Source organism: Streptomyces sp. NPDC030296 (assembly GCF_055572815.1).
In genome coordinates this window covers 40921-61438 of the sequence record NZ_JBVICQ010000023.1, presented here as the reverse complement: position 1 = coordinate 61438, position 20518 = coordinate 40921, and the positions used below count along the sequence as shown (strand labels likewise).

The following is a 20518-nucleotide window of genomic DNA, read 5'->3' as shown; positions in this document are numbered from 1 at the left end:
GACCCCGTCGCCCCCGAACGGCCGACGATGTCTCACACGGTGAAGCGGACGGCCTCCACCCAGATGTCGTTGCGGAGGGTGCCGCCGAAGGTCCAGCGGTCTCCCTCGTTCGGCTTGTCGCAGGCCATGCCGGCCCAGCCCTCGTTGCGCTTGTGGACGGCCTGGCAGACCGCACCGGCGCCGTCGTCGACGTTGAGGGTGAAGCCCAGCAGGGCGGGGGCGTCCTTCTTGCTGTCGCCGACGTAGTTGTCGCTGCCGTCGGGCGCGCCGGACCACGGTTCGACGTAATGGCCCTGGCCGTCGGTGGACTGCGGGTTGTGGACGAAGGCGGCGCTGGCGGTGCCGCCCACACCGAACACCGCGATGTTCAGGGCCGTGAGCGGCCGGTTCTGGCCCACCGTGCCGGCCATGTCGCCGTCGCACTCCGGTGCCGTCCAGCCCTTGCCCGCCACGAAGGCCCGGTAGCAGATGTGCTTGCCGCCCGGATCGGTCGCGGCGAGCTTGCGGACCGCGGTCGCGGCGGTCGGCTTCGGGGCCTTCTTCTTCTCCTCGGACCCGCCGCCCGAGCCGCCGCCGTTGCCGCCGCCACCGCCCTCGTTCTGCGGCTCGGCGGTCTGCGGGGGCGCGGCGGGAGCGCTGGAGGTGGGCGGCGGCGCGGGCGAGGGGGGTGCCTGCGGGCTGGGCGGCACGGTGCTGACGGCGGCCTTGTCGAGCTTCTCGGTGGCGGTGCTGCGGACCTGCGGCTTGTGGGTGATCCACAGCATGACGAAGGTGATCGCCAGCGCGAGGAGGAGACCGAGGAAGGTCGCCAGCCAGCCCGGCAGGAAGCCCCGCTGGACGTAGGTGCCTTCGACGTCCAGCGGCACGGCCCCGGAGCGCTTGACGGCGAAGGTGTAGGGCCGTTCCTCCTTCGACCCGAACCAGATGATCTGCCGCGGCTTCAGCGTCGCCTTCACGAACGCGGCCCGGCCGGGCTCGATCTGCACGTTGCTCGGGTGGATGTCGTACGACAGCTGATCACCCGTGTCGCTGCCGCTGACCGAGGCGGTGACCTTGGTGTTGCCGAGGTTGTCGACCGCCAGCTTCGGGCGGCCCCGCAGGCGGCCCTTCACGGTCGGCGGCACCAACTCCGCGCGGACCTCCGTGAACGGCGTGATCGTCAGGTTCCCCTCGGGAACCGTCGTCGCCTCCGGATGCTCGGTCGGCGTGATCCGCACCGCGTACGGGTTCGGCCCGGCCGTCGCGTCCGACGTACGCGGCGGGGCGAAGGACAGCTCCACCGTCCCCGTCGTCCCCGGATACAGACGGAGCGACTGCGGCTCCACCGTCACCCACGGCGCGATGTCACCCACCGGTTCGAAGCGGTACTCGTCGACGACATCGCCGGTGTTGCGCAACTTCAGCCGCACGGTCGTGCTGGCGCCCGGATCCACCGTGGCCGACGGGGGTTCCAGGGAGGTCCACAGGTTCAACGTTCAGCCCTTCGAGGAGCGGACGGTCAGCCACTCCTGGTCATCGGTGTGTCGTGGCACCCGGGTCCACAGTCGCGGACGGGGTTCGAGGGAAGTCCACAGGCTCACCACCTGGACGCTAGCCAGGGGCATCCCGCCGGTCAGGTGGCTCCTGGGCACGGTTCGTTCCCCAACGGGCGCCGGGCGGTGCCCCTTTGGTCGTCATGGGGCACGCAGAGCGGTCACGGGGAGCCGTCACGGCGAGCCGGGGCCGGAGCCGGTCGGGGACGGCGCGAACGTGCTCGCGGGCGTGTTCCTGGGGGTCGTGGACGTGCGGAAGACGAGTCCCGGGCCGTGCTTCCTGCCGAGCACCTGCGTGACGTAGTGGTTCATCCGCTCGATCTCGTCGTCCCGCGAGTAGACCCGGACCAGCGCCTTCCGCTGCTCCAGGTCGACCTGGCGCTGCGTCCGCTCCCACTCCGCGCGGGCCGTCTCGTCGGTGCCGTCGACGGGAGCCTTGGGCACGGCGTCGAACTCGTCCTGGGTGCGCACGGGGAAGGAGTCGACGGGGACGAGGACGTGGTCGGAGCCGCCCGGACCGGGCACCGCGCGGTACACGATGATGTCGAGACCGTCGACCTGGTTGGCCGCGATCTGCCCCTTGAGCCGGGGCCACTCGATCGTGGTGAGCACGCTCTTCTGGGTGGTGCCGTCGAGGACGTGGGCGGTGACCCAGCCCTTGAGGCCCTCCACGTACGTCTGCGACAGGAGCCGCCACAGTTCGCCCAGGGCCGGTGACGCGCTCCAGTTCGGCAGACCGAAGAGCAGACCGTCGAAGATCCGGCCCTGGATGGACGCCTCCAGGACCGTGCCGCGGCCCACGCTGACGTCCTCGGTGGCCTGCGCCGAGCCCATCTTCGACCAGAGCTGGCCGCGCTGCGCCGAGGCGTCGGCGTGCCGGTCCAGGATGTCGAAGAAGCCCTCCTTGGTCTGGTTCTGCTTGTACCAGGAGTACTGGACCTTGTTGCCCTGCACCGTCCGGTGCTGGAACCCGGCGATGACGGCGCCGATGGCCGCGTGGTCGATCGGGGTCGTCTCGTCGGTGTCGGCCTTCTCCAGGTCCCGCTCGATGTTGGCGAGGAAGGCGGTGACGCCCTGCTTGAAGGAGTCCATCTCGGCGAGGGCGCGGATGCCGTTGATCCGGTTCCACAGCTGCTGCTTGTCCTGGATGAACCGGATCTTGCGGGCGTCCGCCGGGGTCATCGACTTCCCGGAGCTCGACGACCGGTCGGAGCCCTGGGAGGACGGCCGGGTCGGCGATCCGTCCTTCCCCGCCCGCTGCACGACCGGGCCGGCCGTCCCCTGCCGCATCGCCCGCACGGTGGCCGCGTTGCCCGCCGACTGCTGGAAGGCCAGCACCGACGGGGCGCGCGCAGCGGTGAGCGGGGCCCGGGGCGAGGGCGTCCGCGGCTGCCGGCCGGTGTCGTGGTCCTGGTGTGCTCGCATACGGCTGTCCCCTGGAGAACTGGTGAGGCGGAGGGGCGGAGAAGTGGTCGACCGGATGGGTCAGGCGCTGGTGTCCATGCGGTCGGCGGGGTCCGGCTCACGGTCGCTGGAGCTGGCCGGTGAGTCGGAGTCGGTGTTGTAGTCCCAGGTCGCCCCGACGGGCACCTGCGTCGTCTCCCCGTCGTGCTCCTCGCACCGCAGCAGGAGCGTGGCGAACGTGCCGCTCACGGTGTCGTCGATCCGCTTGGCGAGCCGGGCCGCCTTCTCGACGCTGAAGTCCGCGATGTCGGTGTTGGCGGCGCCGCTCACCCATGCCGGTCCGGGCCGGATCGCCGAGCCCGCGTACAGCTCGATGAAACAGCTGACGCAGGGGCGTTTCACGCCGGCGATGTGGTCGTCCGAGATGCTGCCCGGCGCGGCGGCGCCGATGATGGTGCGCTCGGCGTGCTTGCCGTCCTTCGTGGGCACCGGCACCGTCATCGGCCCGGTGAGCGCCTGGAGGACCTCCCAGAACTCCGGGGGCGCGGAGTCCGCCTCCTTGGCGAGCAGACTCCTCAGCTTCTTCATGTGCCGGGTCTCGCGGTCGGTCTGCCCCACGACCGTCTCCAGCAGCTCGACGATGTACTCCTTGGCGGCCTTCGTGCCCGCGCCCTCGCGCAGCACGTTGTTGACCTTGACGCGGTTGGTGGAGACGAACAGCTTGAACGCGGCCTCCACGTCCGGGGCCTCGGTCACCTCCATGCCCGCCTGCACCTCCTCGGGCCGTTCGTTCTTCTGCAGCATGGCCCGGTTGACGACGGTGGAGATCCAGCGCAGCACCTGCTTGGTGCGTTCACCGGCATAGCTGCGGGGTGCCACGCCCTGCTCCGAGGGGATGTACATCTGCCCCTTCTTGCTGGTGCCCGCGGCGGCCGCCTTCTGCTCGTCGGTGGCCCGGGAACGGTCCACCTTGTGCAGGGTCAGGCTCTGGTTCGCGCCGTGGGCCTCCCAGCCGAGGGCGATCAGCGCCTGCTTGACCGCCTCGGACGGGCTGGTGGCCGCGCCCTTCGCGCCGGCCCGCCCCTTCGCCTTGGTGACCCGGCCCCCACTGGTCCTGGACGAGGAGCCGGCGGCCGGCGACCGCTGCACGGCCGGCCGGCCCGCGCCCCCGCCGTCGCGCTGTACGGGTGCGGTCTCGGCCGCGGACCGCTGCACGGGTGCCGGTCCGCTCATCGCCTCCCGCGCGGCCTGCCGCGCCTCGACCTCGGCCCAGTCGCCGGGGTCGGAGATCATCAGGCCGTCGCCGTTGTCGGTGCCGGGCACGGGCCCACGCTTCTGCTGGCCGATGTGGTGCAACTCCTCGGCGAGGACCTCCTTGTCGCCGCCGTCCCACACCACGTGCGGGTACGAGGTGTACGCCTGCGCCTCGATCTGCGCGGCGGAGTCCAGGGCCGCCGCGTCGGTGTGGAGGCGTACGTCGCTGAAGTCCTGGCCGCCGAACCGGCCCTGCATCTCGTTCAGCAGCGGCTCGTCCATCCGCTGCCCCGGTGAGCGCAGCACCTCGTGCACCGTCGAACGCTGCACCGACGGGCCGTGCCCGCAGTGGGCGTCGTGCTCGTGCCGCTGCTCCTCGACGGCGCGGGCCACGGCGGCGTTGCCGGCGGCCCGTTGCAGCGCGAGGAGTCCGGCGGCGGGGCCCGGCGCGGGGGTGCGGCCCGCGCCGGCCCGCCCCCGGGTCTGGTCGGTCTCCTTGTCCTGCGCGCGCACGGGGCTCCCTCGACGGCCTGGGTACGTACCGGACGTACGTGCTTCCCAGGGCTACCGGAGGGCGCCCGGCCGTGGGAGAGCCGTGAGGGCAGCCTCGCGGGCAGAGCGGGTGGGCGGGCGGTCACCCAGGCACGGCGGGATGCCCCTGCGGGCAACGGGAATGCCCCCGGACAGGCACCGGAGGACGTTTCGGGGGACGCGCTTCGCGCGTGAGGGTGACAGACGAACTGTCTCGTACCCCGAGGAGCGCAGAGCATGCCGTCCTACCTGTCGCCCGGCGTCTACGTCGAGGAGGTGGCCAGCGGCTCGCGCCCCATCGAGGGGGTGGGGACCTCGGTGGCGGCCTTCGTCGGCCTGGCCCCGACCGGCCCGCTGAACGAGCCGACCCTGGTGACCAACTGGTCCCAGTACGTCGCCGCCTTCGGTGAGTTCACCGACGGGTACTACCTGGCGCACTCGGTGTACGGGTTCTTCAACAACGGCGGCAGCGCCGCGTATGTCGTCCGTGTCGGCGGCACGGACGGTGGGGCGGCCGGGAGCGGCACCCCGGCCGCCGTCACCGGTTCCGCCGCCCCGGCGGCCCTCCCGGCGGGCGAGCCGCAGCGGCTGGGCACCTTCACCGTGGCCGCCGTCGCGGGCGGCTCGCTCAGCGTCGAGGTCACCGACCCGGAGGGCGAGGGCCCGGCAGAGCGGTTCCGGCTGGTCGTCAAGGACGGCGACAAGGCGGTGGAGACCTTCGACGTGACGGCCAAGAAGGGCGGCCGGAACTACGTCGTCACCCAGGTCAAGGAGCGCTCCAAGCTCATCTCCCTCCAGGAGGCGGCGCCCGCCGCGCAGCTCGTGCGCCCCGACAACCAGACCGTGGCGCTGGCGGCCCCCGCCGCTCCCGCCCCGGCGCCCGCCGCGACCGGCGCGGAAGAGACGCACCCCGGCCCGCGCGAGTACCTCGGGGACTCCGCCGACCGCACCGGCTTCGGGGGCCTGGAGGCGGTCGACGAGATCTCCATGGTGGCCGTGCCCGACCTGATGGCCGCCTACCAGCGCGGCGCGATCGACCTGGAGGCCGTCAAGGCGGTCCAGCTGGGGCTCATCGCGCACTGCGAGCTGATGGGCGACCGGGTCGCCGTCATCGACCCGCCGCCCGGCCTCAACGCCCGGCAGATCAGGGTCTGGCGGCAGGAGACCGCCGGGTACGACTCCAAGTACGCGGCGCTCTACTACCCGTGGATCAAGGTCTTCGACCCGGCGTCCGGCCAGTCCCGCACGGTCCCGCCGAGCGGTCACGTCGCCGGCGTGTGGGCCCGCAACGACTTCGAGCGTGGTGTGCACAAGGCGCCCGCCAACGAGGTCGTACGCGGAGCGGTGGACCTCGAACTCCAGATCACCCGGGGCGAGCAGGACCTCCTCAACCCCGTCGGCGTCAACTGCATCCGCGCCTTCCCCGGCCGCGGCATCCGCGTCTGGGGCGCCCGCACGATGTCCTCCGACCCGGCCTGGCGCTATCTGAACATCCGCCGGTACTTCAACTACCTGGAGGAGTCGATCCTGATCGGCACCCAGTGGGTGGTGTTCGAACCGAACGACCACGCCCTGTGGGCCCGGATCCGGCGCAACGTCTCGGCGTTCCTCGTCAACGAGTGGCGCGGCGGCGCCCTCTTCGGCCAGCGGCCCGAGGAGGCGTTCTACGTCAAGTGCGACGAGGAGACCAACCCGCCGGAGTCGGTCGACCTCGGCCGGGTCATCTGCGAGATCGGCATCGCCCCGGTGAAGCCCGCCGAGTTCGTGATCTTCCGGCTGGCCCAGTTCTCCAGCGGCAGCGGGGAGCTGGAGGAGTAGGCGTCCGCCCTCCGCACCAGCCCGCCCCCTCCCTCTCCGACGCGACTTCTTAGAAGGACAGCGAACCCATGAGTCTCATGCAGGCAGACAGCCTCACCTCACACAATTTCGGCCTCCAGATCGACGGGGTGATGGTCGAGTACCTCGCCGAGGTCAGCGGCCTCTCCCTGGAGCAGGACGTCATCACCTACCAGCAGAACTCCGCGCAGGGCCGCCCCGAGGTCAACCTCCTGCCCGGTGTGCAGCGGAGCGGGCAGTGCACCGTCGTGCGCGGCATGACGCAGTCCGCCTCGTTCACGCAGTGGATCAACGACTCGATCGCCGGACAGATGAGCTCCGCCCGCAAGAACGCGTCGATCATCATGATGGACTTCCAGAACAACCCGGTGAAGCGCTACAACATGCGCAACGCCTGGTGCAGCAAGGTCGACGCGAGCACCCTGAAGGCCGGCGAGGCGTCCGCGCTCACCGAGACCGTGACCATCGTCTTCGAAGAACTGGTCATCGAGTAATGCGGCGTACGGCAGGACGTACGGCCCTGGGGGCGCCTGCGGCGGGTCCCGGCGGGGGGATGAATCCGGGCATGGCCCCGGGGTCGGGCCCAGGGATGGGCCCGGGGTCGGCGGCTGTGGCGGACGCCCCGGCCGCTCCCGGTGCCTTCGCCCCCACCTCCGCCTCCGCCCCCGGGCCGGCATCCGTGCCGGAGCCGGTGGTGGTGCGGCAGCAGCTGCGGACGGAGTTCCCCTTCGAGCTGCCGCGCGGCTACGTCGACGAGTCCGGGACGGTCCACCGGGACGGCGTGATGCGTCTCGCGACCGCCCGGGACGAGCTGATCCCGCTGCGCGACGTCCGCGTCCAGGAGAACCCGGCATACCTGTCGGTGGTGCTGCTGGGCCGGGTCATCACCCGGCTCGGCACGCTGCCGATGGTGCACGACGGGATCGTGGAGAACATGTTCGCCTCCGACCTGGCGTTCCTCCAGGACTTCTACCGCCAGGTCAACGCGGAGGGCCACACCCGTGCCGCCGTGGAGTGCCCGCACTGCTCCGAGCCCTTCGAGGTCGAGCTCGGCGGGAGCCGCCTGGGGGAATCGTGACGTACGCGACCGACCGGCTGCACGAGGAGATCGCGTACGTCGCCTACCACTTCCACTGGAGCCTGGAGGAGATCCTGGACCTCGAACACCCCGACCGCCGCCGTTTCACGGAACAGATCGCGTCCCTGGTGACCAGGGGCGGGGCGGAGGTCTGAGCGGTGGGCTTCTTCGACCGCCTCAGGGGTGGTTCGGGTCCTGCGGGTCGGGGCCACAGGGGGCAGGGGACTGCCGGGCGCGGTTCCGTGGAGGGCGGGGCTGACGTCGGGGGGAGTTCGGCGGGTTCCGGGAGTTCGGTGGGTTCTGGAGATTCGACGGGTTCCGGGGGGTCTGGACTTGTGCGGGCTTCAGGGCCCGCGGAGGGTTCGGGGCCTGCGGGGGGCTCCGGGGTTTCGGTGGCGGGCTGGGTGCGGTTGGCGCCGATCCAGCGGGCCGCCGTGCGCGACGCGGCTGTCGCCGACGCCGGCTTCGGCGGGCGGCTGACCACCTGGCAGAACCCGTCCTTCACCGGGTCGCTGTCGCACGCCGTCCTGCCCGACGCCCCCAGCGGACTGGTCAAGGACGTCCTCACGACCTCGGCACGGCCCACGTCCGGGCTGGAACTGCCCGCGCTCACTTTGCCCGTGGTGAGGGCCGACGCGGAGCCCTCGGGCCAGGGGCGGGGCTTCGGCACGGCCGGGGAGGCGCTCGCCGACGTGTACGACGACGTGGACACCGGCACGTACGGCGACACGTACGGCGAGCCGATCAGCGCTGCGCCCGGTGAGGTGCGGCCGGCCGGGGTTGAGCGGCCGAGCGAAGGTGGGCGGCCGAGCGAAGGTGGGCGGCCGGCTGTGGACAGGCGGGCGGCTGACGGTGGTCGGGCGGTGCAGCGTGCGGAGCGGTCGGTACAGCGTGCGGAGCGCGCTCATTCCGTCCGGGCGTCCCGGCCCGTGGGGCCCCGCGTCATTCCGGTGACTCCGGCTGCCCGTCCACACGCGTCTCGGCCCCCTCTGCTGACGAAGGGCACCGCAGCCCCCGCCGTACAGCGGCGCGCGCTTCCGGCGGTACGGCGCCAGGGGCCGGGGCCGGGTGGGGCGACGAGTGGCCCCGCTGCCTCGGGCGCTGCGGGCGAGGGCTCCACGACGGTCGGCGTACTGGGCGACAGCTCCACCCCACCGGGCGTCGCGGGCAACGGCTCGACGTCGGATGTTCCAGACCACGGCTCTCTGACGGCCGTGACGCATGGTCCTGGTCCTGGCAACGGCTCCATGACCGGAGTTCCGGGTGACCGCTTCGGCGTCTCGGCCAGTGCGCCGGTCGGCGTCTCGGCCAGTGCGCCGGTCGGCGGCGACATGGTGTCGCCGAGCGGTTCGGGCACCTCGCCGTTGGGGCGCGACACCGGAGCGGCCGGCAGGGGGGTGGCCCCGGCTGGTGGCGCGGCGGCAAGTGGCGCTGCCACGGGGGGCGGTGCCGGCACGGCGGGGCGCACCGGTGTCGGTGTCCAGCGCTCGACCGTCGATTCCGGTGGGGCGGGGGTGAGCCCCGGTGGCCCGGCTGCCGTGTTCCGTGGGCGGTCCGATGCGGCTCCCGACGGCACGTCGGCCGCTGCTTCCGACCGCATGGTGACCGGCCCTGGCGGGCCCGTCGCCGAGGGCAGCCGTGCGGGGGCCACGGTTCAGCGGGCGACGCGTGAACCCGCTCGCCCAGCGACCGGCCCCAGCGATGCGCAGCCAGTGCGTAGCGAAGCCGTGGGCGAGGAACGCGGGCCGACGGCCCCTCAGCTCAACGGCGGTTCGGAGGGCAGGCCCCGCCCAGGTACGCCGGTCCCGACCGTCCCGTACACAGCACGAGGGGGCGACAGCGGCATGGGGGCGGCTGCGCCGAGCCCTCAGGTGGCCGACGTCCAGCGGGCGTCGAGCCACCCGATGGGTACGCCGCCTGCCTCCGCCGACTCGACCGGCAGCGACGACAACGGCAACGGCGTGCGGCAACCCGGCGTTGGGGCGAAGGGCCCCGTCGGCGGACGACTGGACGTCCAGCGGAGCGCGGCTCCCGGCAACCGTACGTCGGCCGAATCCACCACCGGCGCGCAGCCTCAGCCTGCTCGAACGGCAACCGTTCCCACACCTTCGACGACCGCCCCCGGCCGTCAGGCGCCGACCGGCTCGAACGGCAAGGTGAACGCCCCGCGTCCTCACCTCTCGCCAACCCCCGACGCCGCACTCAGCGTTCAGCGGTCGACGGTCACCCCGAATACCTCGTCCGGTGCCCCTGCCGCCACACCGACCGCACCGACCACCCCGGCCGCACCGACCACCGGCTCAACGGCCGCCCCCTCCGCCGCCACACCGGCAGGCCCCCGTGCCATGACCGCCGTACCCGACGGCACCAAGCCGAGCGTCCAGAGGTCCACGCCCCAGCAGCACGGCGCCCCCTCGCCCAGCTCCACCACGCCCGACAGCACGACCACCGCGCCCAGCACTCCTCCTCTCCCGGCCCCCCGCCCCCTACAGCGGAGCACCACCGGCCGGACCCGGCGCATGGGCCTCGGCGCCCCGACCTCCGTCGACGTGCCGTCGCCTGCCCCCCAGGCAACTCCCCAGCTCCCCGAGCCGACGCCGACCAAGAAGTCACCGTCACCGGCGGGCCCCACCCCCACCCCCACCCCCACCCCCACAGCAGCGGCCGGTACCACAGCCAGTCACGCCCCCCGAACGCCCGCACCCACCACGGCCTCCTCCACGACCCCCGAGCAGTCTCCGCTCCCCGTGTCGGCCGTCTCCGCACCGACCGCCCCCGCAGCAGGCACCCCCGCAGCAAGCACCCCCACAGCCCCAGCCGCACCGCCCCCCACCCCGACACCTCAACCCCACCCCCAGGTCCAACGCGCGACCACACCACCCCCGGTCCGCCCCCTGACCCCCACCCGCGCCCTCGCCCCGTCCATGCCCCCCGCGACACGCCCCGCCGTCCAGCGCAGTGCCACCGCCACCCCCAGTGCCGTACCCCTGCGCCGCCCCGCCCCCCAGCACGGCACCCCACAGACCCAGACGCCTGCCACAGCCCCTGCCATCCAACGCCTCTCCGCCGCCAGGGCCGAGCGCCCCCGCCCGACCCCTCCACCACTCCCCGGCAGCCCGCCGGCACTCCCTCCCCCACCCGCCACACGGCCGAGCGCACGCCCCACCCCGCCGGTCATCCAGCGAAGCCCCCTCAAGCCCCACACCTCCACGCCCTCGCAGCCGCAGCCGCAGTCACAGTCACAGTCACAGTCACCCGAACCCCCGACCAACAGCCCGCGGCCCGGCACCCCCGCCCCCAAACCCACCCCCCTCCAGCGCAACCCCCTCCACCCCACCCCCGCCCAAACCACCACCGCCGTCTCCCCGGTCGCCGCCCACCGCACCACCCCCGGCCCCACAGCCCAAGCCGCGACCACAACCAAAGCCACGGCCGCCGGGACCGACACATCCGCCGGTACCTCCGACGCCCCTCCCGAGTACGTCGCCGTCCCCAAGGGACAGTTCGACCCCCGAGCGCTCAGCGACTTCCAGTTGGACGAGCTGACGCACCGGCTGATCGGCCGGATCACCCGGCTCGTCCGTACCGAACTCCGCCTCGACCGCGAACGCATCGGCAGACTCCGCGACCCCCGCCACTGACCCCGCACCACCCGCCCGAAGCCCCCAGAAAGGCCGCCCCCGATGTCCCGCGATCTCGACCCGGGCTCCACCATCTTCTTCACGCTGACCATCGACGGCGAGAGCCTCGGGTACTTCAACGGGTGCGAGGGACTCTCGTCGACGGTGGAGATCGAGCACCGTCAGGAGGGCGGGAACAACGGGTTCGTCTGGCAGTTGCCGTCCCGTGTCACCTTCTCCACCATCCGGCTGACCAGGCCGCTGACGCCGGACACGGCGAAGGTCGCGGCGTGGATCTCGTCCGTCGCCACCGGCGTGAAGCGGCCGACCGCGCAGATCGCCGCGCTGCGCGCGGACGGCTCGGAGGTCGCGCACTGGGGGCTGATCGACGTGCTGCCGGTGAGCTGGCAGGGCCCCACCCTGGACCCGGCCAACCCGAGCGTCGCCACGGAGGTCCTGGAGATCACCCACCACGGGTTCACGGACTGAAGGGGGCGGACACGACATGGCAAGGGGCACCAAGGGCGGCGCCGGCAAGAGCCTCGTGCGCGCCACGCTCGCCATCCACGAGCCGCCGGTCGGCACCAGCACCAGCAAGGGCGCGCTGATCGAGACGTTCGCCTTCGACTTCAACCCGGCGCAGTTGCAGCTGAGCCGGCGCGCCCAGTGGAAGGTGACGCCGACGGCGGCGGTACGCGACGGTTCCGTCCCGGAGTTCATGGGGCCGGAGCCCCGTGAGATGACCGTCGAGATCTTCCTGGACTCCTCCGCCAAGCCGGGCGCCACCACGGTGCTGAAGAAGGTGGAGTCGCTGATGGGGTGCTGTGAGGTGACGTCGAAGAGCATCGCCGCGAAGCAGCCCTCGCCGCCGTGGGTGGAGTTCCAGTGGGGGGCGTTCTCGACGGCCCGGTTCACGGCGTACGTCAGCTCCGTGGACGCCACGTACTCCCTGTTCGGGACGACGGGCGTGCCGATCCGGGCCACCTGTCAGGTCCGGCTGCACGAGATCCCCACCAAGACCAAGGGCCAGAACCCGACCTCGGGCGCGCTGACCGCGCGGAGCGTGCACCGGGTGGTGGCGGGTGACTCGTTGCAGTCCCTGGCGTGGCGGGAGTACGGGAACGCGGCGGCGTGGCGGGCGATCGCCGAGGCCAACGGGATCGACGACCCGACCCGGCTGACGACCGGCGTGGTCCTCGTCCTCCCGGCCGCCGAGGAGGTGGGTCTCTGATGGTGAAGCCGTCCCACTCCAACGTCGTCCACGTCACCATCGACGGCAACAAGCTGCCGACCGAGTACGCCGATCTGCTCGTCGGCGGCTGGGTCGACCTGGGGGCCGGGGTGCCCGGAGCGTTCCGGCTGACGTTCCGCGACCCGCACGGGCTGCTGCTCGGCAAGCTGAACATCAGGTTCGGCTCGCTGGTGGTCATCGCGTCCGTCGCCGACGGCAAGGGCGCGGGTTCCCCGCTGCTCACCGGCGAGGTCACCGGGATGGAGACCGACTACGACGGCACCGGCACGTTCACCGTCGTCCGCGGCTACGACCCGGGGCACCGGCTGATGCGGGTGCGCAGGGTGGCCGCGTACCGCAACCAGACGGCCGCCGACATCGCCCGCAAGCTGGCCTCGACGAACGGCATCCCGGTCGGGCGGATCCAGAGCACGAAGACGGTCTACGAGTTCATCAGCCAGTCGAACGTCACCGACTGGGACTTCCTGGCGCGGCTCGCCGACGAGAACGAGATGGTGATGTCGCTGGACTCCAAGGGGAAGTTCCAGTTCGTCGAGCCGAAGCCGGCGTCGGGGGCGCCCGCGACGAGCACCCCCGGCGAGAAGAGTCCCTTCGTGTTCCAGGCCGGTGTCGACGTGCTGCGCTGCCGGGCCGCCGTGACCGCCGCCGACCAGGTCGACAAGGTCGAGGCGCGCGGCTGGAACGTGACCACCAAGAAGAAGCTCACGGCGACGACGAGGGCGGCCACCAGCCCCGGTGTCGCCATCGGCACCACCCCGCGGAAGGCCGCGAACCCGTTCAAGGCGGCGAAGCTCGTCGAGACCGACCATCCGTACGACGTCCAGGCCGAGGTCACGCACGCGGCGAGCTCCCTCGCCGACGACATCACCTCCGCGTTCGCCGAACTGGAGGTGACGGTGCGCGGCAACCCCGAGCTGCGGCCCGGGGTGCCGATCACGCTGACCGACGTGGGCACACCCTTCGAGGGCAAGTACACGTGCACGGCCGTACGGCACACCTTCGGCGACGGCAGCCACTACGAGACGTTCGTGACGGTCAGCGGCCGCCAGTGGCGCTCCCTGTTCGGCCTGACCTCGGGGGGTTCCGCGGCGGCCCCGAGGCTGCCCAGTGTGGCCAACGCGCTGGTCACCGACGTCGCGGACCCGCTGAAGCAGGGGCGGGTGAAGCTCCAGTTCCCGTGGCTGGACGACACCTACGTCAGCGACTGGACGCGGACGGTGCAGCTGGGCGGCAAGGGCGGCGGCGGGATCTTCCCGCTGGACGTCGGCGACGAGGTGCTGGTCGCCTTCGACCGGGGCACGCTGGACCACCCGTTCGTCATCGGCGGCCTCTACAACGGCGTCGACAAGCCGACGCCCGTCAAGGACGTGTGGCTGCACGACCCGGTCAAGAAGAAGGCGATCCGGCACACGCTGTCCGACCGGGACGGCAACCGGGTGGACCTGCTCAGCCAGCAGACCGGTCTGCGCAAGCAGGGCGTGCGGCTGGCCACCGGCAACGACCGGCTGATCGTCAACCTGGACCGGACGAAGACCGAGATCACCGTGGACAGCAAGGGCGCCGTACGGATCAAGGGCGGCACCTCGGTGTCCGTGAACGCCGGTACGGATCTGACGCTGAGCGGGCGGCGGTCCGTGACCATCAGGAGCGGCGGGCCGCTCACCCTCCAGGGTCAGGGGCTGGTCGGTCTGCGCTCGCTGGCCGGCGCCGTCAACGTGTCCGCGATGGGCGCCCTCAACCTCAGCGCGACCGGCGCGACGACGGTCAACGCGGCGGGGACCGTGCAGATCAACGCCGTGGGCCAGCTGGGCCTCAAGGCCGTCAAGGTCGACATCTTCGGCGGGTTCTTCGTCAACCAGATCAAGTACCCGTTCGGGTGAGGGCCGAGAACGGCGCCAGGACGTCACACGCGTCCGCGCTCGAAGCGCCGCAGACACACACGTACGTCAGGAAGGGAGGCCGGCCCGCAGATGGCCGAGCAGTTCGTCGGGTCCGGTTGGGCGTTCCCGCTGCGCATCGGGCCGACCGGAGGCATCGCCCTGGTCAGCGGGGAGCGCGAGATCGAGGAGGCGATCCGGCTGATCCTCGCCACCGCGCCCGGTGAGCGGCCCATGCGCCCCGAGTTCGGCTGCGCCATCCACGACCTGGTGTTCGCCCCGGTCAACGAGGCCACCGCCGGCCGGATCCAGCACGAGGTGTACGCGAGCCTCGACCGCTGGGAGCCGCGCATCGAGGTCAGCGAGGTGGAGGTGACCGCCGGCGCGGAGCAGGGCGTGCTCTTCATCGACGTCCGCTACGCGATCCGCGGCACCAACAACCCGCGCAGCCTGGTCTTCCCGTTCTATGTCATCCCCTCCCACGACGAGCCGGACGTGACGTCCGAGGCTCCCGAAAGCGACCGCTGATGGCCCTGCCCTCCCCCAACCTCGACGACCGCCGCTTCCAGCAGTTCGTCGACGACGCCAAGCGCTACATCCAGCAGCGCGCCCCGGAGTGGACCGACCACAACGTCTCCGACCCCGGTGTCACCCTCGTGGAGACGGTGGCCCACATGGCCGACCAGATCGTCTACCGGCTCAACCGGGTGCCGGAGAAGAACCACCTCGCCTTCCTGGACCTGGTGGGCATCACGCTGTTCCCGCCGTCCGCCGCCCGTACGGACGTCACGTTCTGGCTCTCCGCGCCGCAGGAGGAGCCGGTGCTGATGCCCCTCGGCACCGAGGTCGCCACCGTGCGCACCGAGAGCGAGGAGGCGGTGGTCTTCGCCACCGAGCGCGAACTGACCGTCGTGCCGTGCGAGTTGCGGCATCTGGTGGTGCAGCTGAGCGGTGAGCCGGTCACCGACCGGACCGCCGACCTCGCGGAGGGCAAGGACCTGATGTGCTTCGCGGAGGCCCCCCGGCCCGGCGACTGCATGCTGCTCGGTCTGAGCGCGGCGGTCCCGTCGTGCGCGGTCGCGCTGGAACTGGACAGCCGCGTCGACGGTGTCGGCGTGGACCCCCGGCAGCCGCCACTGGTGTGGGAGGCGTGGACGGAGGACGGCTGGGCCGCGTGCGAGGTCGACCGGGACGGCACGGGCGGCCTGAACCGGCCCGGCGCCGTCGTCCTGCACATGCCCGGCGGCCACACCCTGTCCCGCACCGGCGGCCAGGAGGCCGGCTGGCTGCGCTGCCGGGTCACCGAGCCCCTCCCCGGCCAGCCCTTCTACACCACCTCCCCGACCGTGCGCGCCGCCGAGGCGTTCACCCTCGGCGGGACCACCACGGCCGTGCACGCGGAGACGGTGTACGACGAGGCGCTCGGCGAGTCCACGGGGCTGCCGGGCCAGCGGCTGCGGCTGGCCCACGCGCCGGTCGTCGGCGACACTCCGCCGGTGGTGCTGCAGACCGCCGAGCACGAGGGCTGGACCGACTGGGACGTCGTGCCCTCCTTCGCCGCGTCCACCCCGCACGACCGGCACATCACCCTCGACGCCGCCACCGGTGAGATCGCCTTCGGCCCGGCGGTCCGCGAACCCGACGGCACCCTGCGCCAGTACGGGGCCGTGGCACCCAAGGGCGCCGTCATCCGGGCCCGCCGCTACCGCACCGGCGGCGGCCGCGCGGGCAACGTCGCCCGGGGTGCCGTACAGGTCCTGCGCACCTCCATCCCGTACGTCTCCGAGGTCGTCAACCGGGAGGCCGCGCGCGGCGGTGTCGACGGGGAGACGGTGGAGGAGGCGAAGGTCCGGGCGCCCATCACCCTGCGCGCCCAGGAACGCGCGGTCACCCTGCGGGACTACGAGGAACTCGCGCGGCGCGCCGCCCCCGACACGGCCCGCATCACGTGTCTGGAGGGCGACGAGGGCGAGCACGGGGCGTACGCGGTGCGGGTCCTGGTGGTCCCGCAGGCCGTACCCGACCCCGGCGGCCGACTGCGCTTCGAGCAACTCGTGCCCGGTGACGGGCTGTTGCGGCGCATCACCCGGCATCTCGACGAACGGCGCCTGATCGGCACCCGGTTGGCGGTGGGGCCGCCGTTCTACCAGGGGGTCACCGTCGTCGCCACGGTGCACGCCTTCCGGGGCGCCGACACCGACCGGGTCCGGCGGCAGGCCCACGACGCCCTCTACCGCCACCTCGACCCGCTGACCGGCGGCGCCGACGGCCGGGGCTGGCCGTTCGGCCGCCCCGTCCAGTCCGGGGAGGTCTTCGCCGTCCTCCAGCGCGTGCCCGGCGTCGAACTCGTCGACGAGGTCCGGCTCCACCCCGCGGACCCGCTGACCGGCAAACGGGGCGATCCCACCGACCGCATCGACCTCAGCCCGCCGTCCCTGGTGTTCTCCTTCGACCACCGGGTCCGAGTGATCGGGGACAACCAGTGAGCACCCCGCCCCGGCCGTCGTCGCCACCCCGGCCATCGTCGCCACTTCGGGACACGGCGCCACTCCGGCCGCCGGCGCCGCCGCTCCCGCCGCCACCGCTCCTGCCGGCGGCCCTTCCCGTGTCGGTCACCGCTGTGGGCAGTCGTTCCGCGGGGCGGAGCGGGTGGGCACAGCGGGCAGCGCCGGGCGCCGTGGAAGCATGCGGCACGTACAGCGGCGGGGCCACACCATGAGGGGCTCCATAGACGGCCTCGGGTCGTCCTCCCCCATCGGCCACATGCTCCCGGCCGTCTTCGCCGACGACGACCTCGCGCAGCGTTTCGTCGCCGGCCTGGACGAGGTCCTCGCCCCCGTCCTGGCCGTCCTCGACAACCTGGACTCCTACTTCACGCCCGCCCTCGCCCCGGTGGACTTCACGCGGTGGCTGGCCGGCTGGGTCGGCGCCGAGACCGACGGCACGGAACCGGAGGCCCGGCTGCGCGCGGCCGTCGCCGCAGCCGCGTATCTGCACCGGGTACGGGGCACCAGGCGCGGACTGTCCGAGGCCGTACGGCTGGTGTTCGGCGTGGAACCGGAGATCAGCGAGAGCGGCGGCGCCGACTGGGACGCCCGCCCGCTGGGCCCGGTCCCCGGCGACCGCCGCCCCCATCTGCGCGTGTCGCTGCGGCTGCCGAACCCGACCCGCGCGGACGAACACCGGCTGGACGCCCTCGTGGCCGCCGCCCGCCCCGCCCACATGCCCTACACGGTCCACGTGACCGCCGCCGAAAGGACGCCCGAGACATGACCAGCCAGACCCCCGACACGGGCCGGGCCCGCAGCTGCGCCGAGTGCGGCACCCGCGGGGAGCCCGGCCAGTCCTTCTGCGACGCCTGCGGCGCGGTACTCGGCTGGTCCACCCCCACCCCCACCCCCACGGACGAACCCCCGGCCCCCAGGACCACCGACCCGGCGTCCGACCGGGCCCCGGCCCAGCAGGACACGGACCGCGCACCCGACCGGGCTCCGGCCCGCCGGAACGCCGACGACGCAGCTCCCGGCCGGTCCCCGGCCGACGGGGACCGCGAACGCGGCCCGGACGACACGGAACCGGCGTGGGACGCGTTCGCCCGCCCCGGCGCCGGCACGGGCACCGCCCGCACGGCCCACGACACGACCCCGGCCCGCGCCGACGCCGGCCCGGCCGCCCGCCGCACCCCTCAGCGCCCCGCGTCCCCCGAGCCCACGCCCACGCCCACGCCCGCGCCCGCGCCCGCGCCCGCGCCCGCCGCAACGACCACCCCCACGGCGACCCCGACCACGGAACCGGCGCCCACGCCCGCGCCCACCGACACCACCCCCACCCCGTCGCCCTCCGCCTCCGCGGCCACCCCCCGGACCGCACCCACCGCCCCCCACCCCGCGGCCCCCTCCCCTTCACCGGAACCCTCCCCTGCTCCCGCCCCCACCGCCTCCGACCGAGCCCGCTCCCTCCTCGTCCCCGTGGCCGATCCGACGACCCGGCCCGCCGCGGAGCCGGCCGTCGCGCCCGTGCTGCCGGGGCGGCCCGCCGCGCAGCGGCCCCAGGTGCGGGCCCCCGACCCGGAGACCGGCACCGTGGGCGGTGTGCCGTGCCCCTGGTGCGCGACCCCCAACCGGCCCGACCGGCACTTCTGCGGGCGTTGCGCCATGCCGATGGCGGGCCGCGCGGAGGTGCCGGGCCGGCAGCCCTGGTGGCGGCGGATGCTCAACCCCAGTGGCGCGGAGGCGCCTTGGGCGGGTGACCGCCCTCGGCTGCGGCGCGGCTTCGGCCGGGTCCTCAACTGGGTCGTCGGCGCCCTCGTGCTCGCCCTGATCGTCACCCTCGCGTTCCGCGCCGACGACGCCGTCCAGGCGACCCGGGACCACTTCGCCAAGCGCGCCCCGATCGGCCCGGACCGGGTGAAGGCGTCCCGCTCGTACCCGGACCACGGGGCGCGGCTCGCCTTCGACCAGCTGAACAACACCTGGTGGGGGCCGGGTGTCACGCAGACCGGCGAAGGGGAGTGGCTGGAGGCCCGGTTCGACCATCCGACGCGGCTGCTGGACGTGGTCATCACGCCCGGTGTGTCGACGAAGGTGGACCAGCTTTCGCAGTCGGCCCGCCCGCACCGCATCGAGGCCGTGATCACCGCCGCCGACGGTTCGAAGAGCACGAGGATCATCAACCTGGACCAGGGGGCCGGCGGCCAGCGCCGCACGTTCCGCGTCGGCGAGGTCACCGCCGTCCGCTTCGTCCTGCGCTCCGCGTACGGCGCCGACGCCAAGAAGCAGGTGTCGATCGCCGAGATCGAGTTCTTCGGCCGCTCCAACAGCAACACCTGATCCGCCGACCGGGCGGCCCCGTACCCCGTCACGGGTGCCGCCCGGCCCGTGACCCCGTGCACGCGGCCTTCTACGCTGGACACTCCGAGTGCGCGGAGGGCGGGGTGGGACCGTGGCGAGACGACCGGACGGCGTCGAGGTCGTGGCGGCGGTGCGGCGGGTGTTCCGGGACGGGCTGCTGACCGGGGAGTCCGCGCTCGCGCCCGAGTCGGCGGCCCGCCCGTCACCGCCGACGGCCTGCTGGACATGGCGAAGGTCTTCGAACGGTTCGTGGCGGCGACGGTCCGCGCCGCGCTCGCCCGGCACGGCGTCCGCTGCGCCGACCAGGAGACCCACCATCGCCTCGACGAGGCGGGCCGCGTCCCCTTCCGCCCCGACCTGGTCCTGTACCGCGCGGGCCGCCCGGTGTCCGTGGCCGACACCGAGTACGCCTCACTCAAGCAGTCCGCCCCGCCCACCGACCACCTGTACCAGCTCCTCGCCTACTGCACGGCGCTCGGCCTCCCCCACGGCCATCTGATCTACGCCGCCGCGTCCCGCCACAGCACCCCGACGCCCCATGTCATCCGCCGGTCCGGCATCACCGTCACGGCCCACGCCCTGCACCTCGACCGCCCGCCCGAAGCGCTCCTCGCCGACATCGCCGACCTGTCCCTGCGGATGACGGACCCGGGCCCCCACCCCTGACCGCAGGACCGCAGGACCGCAGGACCGCACCAGCTCTCCCCCACCCCGGAGGCCCCCCATGCTGCGTGGCATCGACGTCAGCTCCTACCAGCCCTCCTCCTACGACACCACCGGCCTGTCCTTCGTCTTCGTGAAGGCCACCGAGGGCCGCACCTACACCAACCCGCGGCTCGCCGCCCAGACCAGGACCGCCCGCGACGCCGGCCTGGTCGTCGGCTTCTACCACTTCCTGTGGCCGGGCAACCTGACCGCGCAGGCCGAGTACTTCCTCGCCGAGGCTCCGGAGAGGGCCGGCGACATCCTCGCCGTCGACTGGGAGACCACCGGCGAGGGCACCCGCGCGAGCAACGCGGAGAAGGACCGCTTCATCCGGAAACTGAAGGAACTCCGCCCGGACCACCGGGTCGTCCTCTACTGCAACCGCGACTTCTGGCTCAACGTCGACACCACCTCCTACGCCGGCGACGGCCTCTGGATCGCCGACTACGTCACCGCCGGCAAGCCCCGCGTCAAGGCGAAGTGGCGCTTCCACCAGTACACCGACCGCCCCCTCGACAAGAACGTCGCCGCCTTCGACACCAAGGCCGCGCTGCGGGAGTGGGCCACGGGCGCGTGAGG

The 20518-nt window shown here is 73.1% G+C and carries 17 protein-coding genes; 13 read left to right on the top strand and 4 right to left on the bottom strand.

Annotated elements, in window-relative coordinates:
* Positions 1-32: 32 nt before the first annotated feature.
* The 3 genes from ACZ4Z3_RS39135 to ACZ4Z3_RS39125 all read right to left on the bottom strand — a co-directional run bounded on the left by ACZ4Z3_RS39135 (position 33) and on the right by ACZ4Z3_RS39125 (position 4703).
* Positions 33-1472, bottom strand: a complete 1440-nt coding sequence (locus ACZ4Z3_RS39135) for a hydrolase (protein ID WP_468505511.1) — start codon at positions 1470-1472, stop codon at positions 33-35.
* A 234-nt stretch (positions 1473-1706) separates the two neighbouring features.
* Positions 1707-2957, bottom strand: coding sequence for a hypothetical protein (locus tag ACZ4Z3_RS39130; RefSeq protein WP_468505510.1), 1251 nt, complete (start codon positions 2955-2957; stop codon positions 1707-1709).
* 60 nt (positions 2958-3017) lie between these two features.
* Positions 3018-4703: an eCIS core domain-containing protein gene (locus ACZ4Z3_RS39125; RefSeq protein WP_468505509.1), complete on the bottom strand. Its 1686-nt coding sequence runs from the start codon at positions 4701-4703 to the stop codon at positions 3018-3020.
* Positions 4704-4958: 255 nt separating this feature from the next.
* Here ACZ4Z3_RS39125 and ACZ4Z3_RS39120 point away from each other — a divergent pair, with 255 nt between their 5' ends.
* From ACZ4Z3_RS39120 to ACZ4Z3_RS39105, 4 genes are all read left to right on the top strand, one after another.
* Complete coding sequence (locus ACZ4Z3_RS39120) at positions 4959-6539, top strand: phage tail sheath family protein (protein WP_468505508.1); 1581 nt, start codon at positions 4959-4961, stop codon at positions 6537-6539.
* A gap of 68 nt (positions 6540-6607) precedes the next feature.
* Positions 6608-7051 (top strand): phage tail protein, encoded by a 444-nt coding sequence (locus ACZ4Z3_RS39115; RefSeq protein WP_055522741.1) that lies wholly within the window; start codon positions 6608-6610, stop codon positions 7049-7051.
* On the top strand, positions 7051-7635 hold the full coding sequence (locus tag ACZ4Z3_RS39110) for a hypothetical protein (RefSeq protein WP_468505507.1): 585 nt from the start codon (positions 7051-7053) through the stop codon (positions 7633-7635). Before ACZ4Z3_RS39115 ends, ACZ4Z3_RS39110 begins: the two co-directional genes overlap by 1 nt.
* Positions 7632-7790: a DUF6760 family protein gene (locus tag ACZ4Z3_RS39105; RefSeq protein WP_099970623.1), complete on the top strand. Its 159-nt coding sequence runs from the start codon at positions 7632-7634 to the stop codon at positions 7788-7790. Before ACZ4Z3_RS39110 ends, ACZ4Z3_RS39105 begins: the two co-directional genes overlap by 4 nt.
* Before the next feature lie 2054 nt (positions 7791-9844).
* Here the strand turns inward: ACZ4Z3_RS39105 and ACZ4Z3_RS39100 are convergent.
* Complete coding sequence (locus ACZ4Z3_RS39100; protein ID WP_468505506.1) at positions 9845-10096, bottom strand: hypothetical protein; 252 nt, start codon at positions 10094-10096, stop codon at positions 9845-9847.
* A 1222-nt stretch (positions 10097-11318) separates the two neighbouring features.
* Between ACZ4Z3_RS39100 and ACZ4Z3_RS39095 the strand changes: the two genes are divergently transcribed.
* From ACZ4Z3_RS39095 to ACZ4Z3_RS39055, 9 genes are all read left to right on the top strand, one after another.
* Positions 11319-11744, top strand: a complete 426-nt coding sequence (locus ACZ4Z3_RS39095; protein ID WP_055521704.1) for a phage tail protein — start codon at positions 11319-11321, stop codon at positions 11742-11744.
* 16 nt (positions 11745-11760) lie between these two features.
* The gene (locus tag ACZ4Z3_RS39090; RefSeq protein ID WP_055712738.1) at positions 11761-12486 is read left to right on the top strand and encodes a CIS tube protein; all 726 of its coding nucleotides are present in this window, start codon (positions 11761-11763) and stop codon (positions 12484-12486) included.
* Entirely contained in the window at positions 12486-14387 is a 1902-nt protein-coding gene (locus ACZ4Z3_RS39085; RefSeq protein ID WP_468505505.1) for a VgrG-related protein, read from the top strand. The genes ACZ4Z3_RS39090 and ACZ4Z3_RS39085 overlap by 1 nt, the downstream gene beginning before the upstream one ends.
* Before the next feature lie 90 nt (positions 14388-14477).
* Positions 14478-14912 (top strand): GPW/gp25 family protein, encoded by a 435-nt coding sequence (locus ACZ4Z3_RS39080; RefSeq protein ID WP_055539368.1) that lies wholly within the window; start codon positions 14478-14480, stop codon positions 14910-14912.
* Positions 14912-16870 carry a putative baseplate assembly protein gene (locus ACZ4Z3_RS39075; protein WP_468505504.1) on the top strand — a complete coding sequence of 653 codons (1959 nt, stop codon included), beginning with the start codon at positions 14912-14914 and terminating at the stop codon, positions 16868-16870. The genes ACZ4Z3_RS39080 and ACZ4Z3_RS39075 overlap by 1 nt, the downstream gene beginning before the upstream one ends.
* A gap of 229 nt (positions 16871-17099) precedes the next feature.
* Entirely contained in the window at positions 17100-17657 is a 558-nt protein-coding gene (locus ACZ4Z3_RS39070; protein WP_107464668.1) for a phage tail protein, read from the top strand.
* Positions 17654-19213 (top strand): NADase-type glycan-binding domain-containing protein, encoded by a 1560-nt coding sequence (locus tag ACZ4Z3_RS39065; RefSeq protein ID WP_468505503.1) that lies wholly within the window; start codon positions 17654-17656, stop codon positions 19211-19213. Before ACZ4Z3_RS39070 ends, ACZ4Z3_RS39065 begins: the two co-directional genes overlap by 4 nt.
* Before the next feature lie 246 nt (positions 19214-19459).
* Positions 19460-19900, top strand: coding sequence for a 5-methylcytosine restriction system specificity protein McrC (locus ACZ4Z3_RS39060; protein ID WP_468505502.1), 441 nt, complete (start codon positions 19460-19462; stop codon positions 19898-19900).
* A gap of 58 nt (positions 19901-19958) precedes the next feature.
* Positions 19959-20516 carry a glycoside hydrolase family 25 protein gene (locus tag ACZ4Z3_RS39055; protein WP_468505501.1) on the top strand — a complete coding sequence of 186 codons (558 nt, stop codon included), beginning with the start codon at positions 19959-19961 and terminating at the stop codon, positions 20514-20516.
* The last annotated feature ends 2 nt before the right edge of the window (positions 20517-20518 follow it).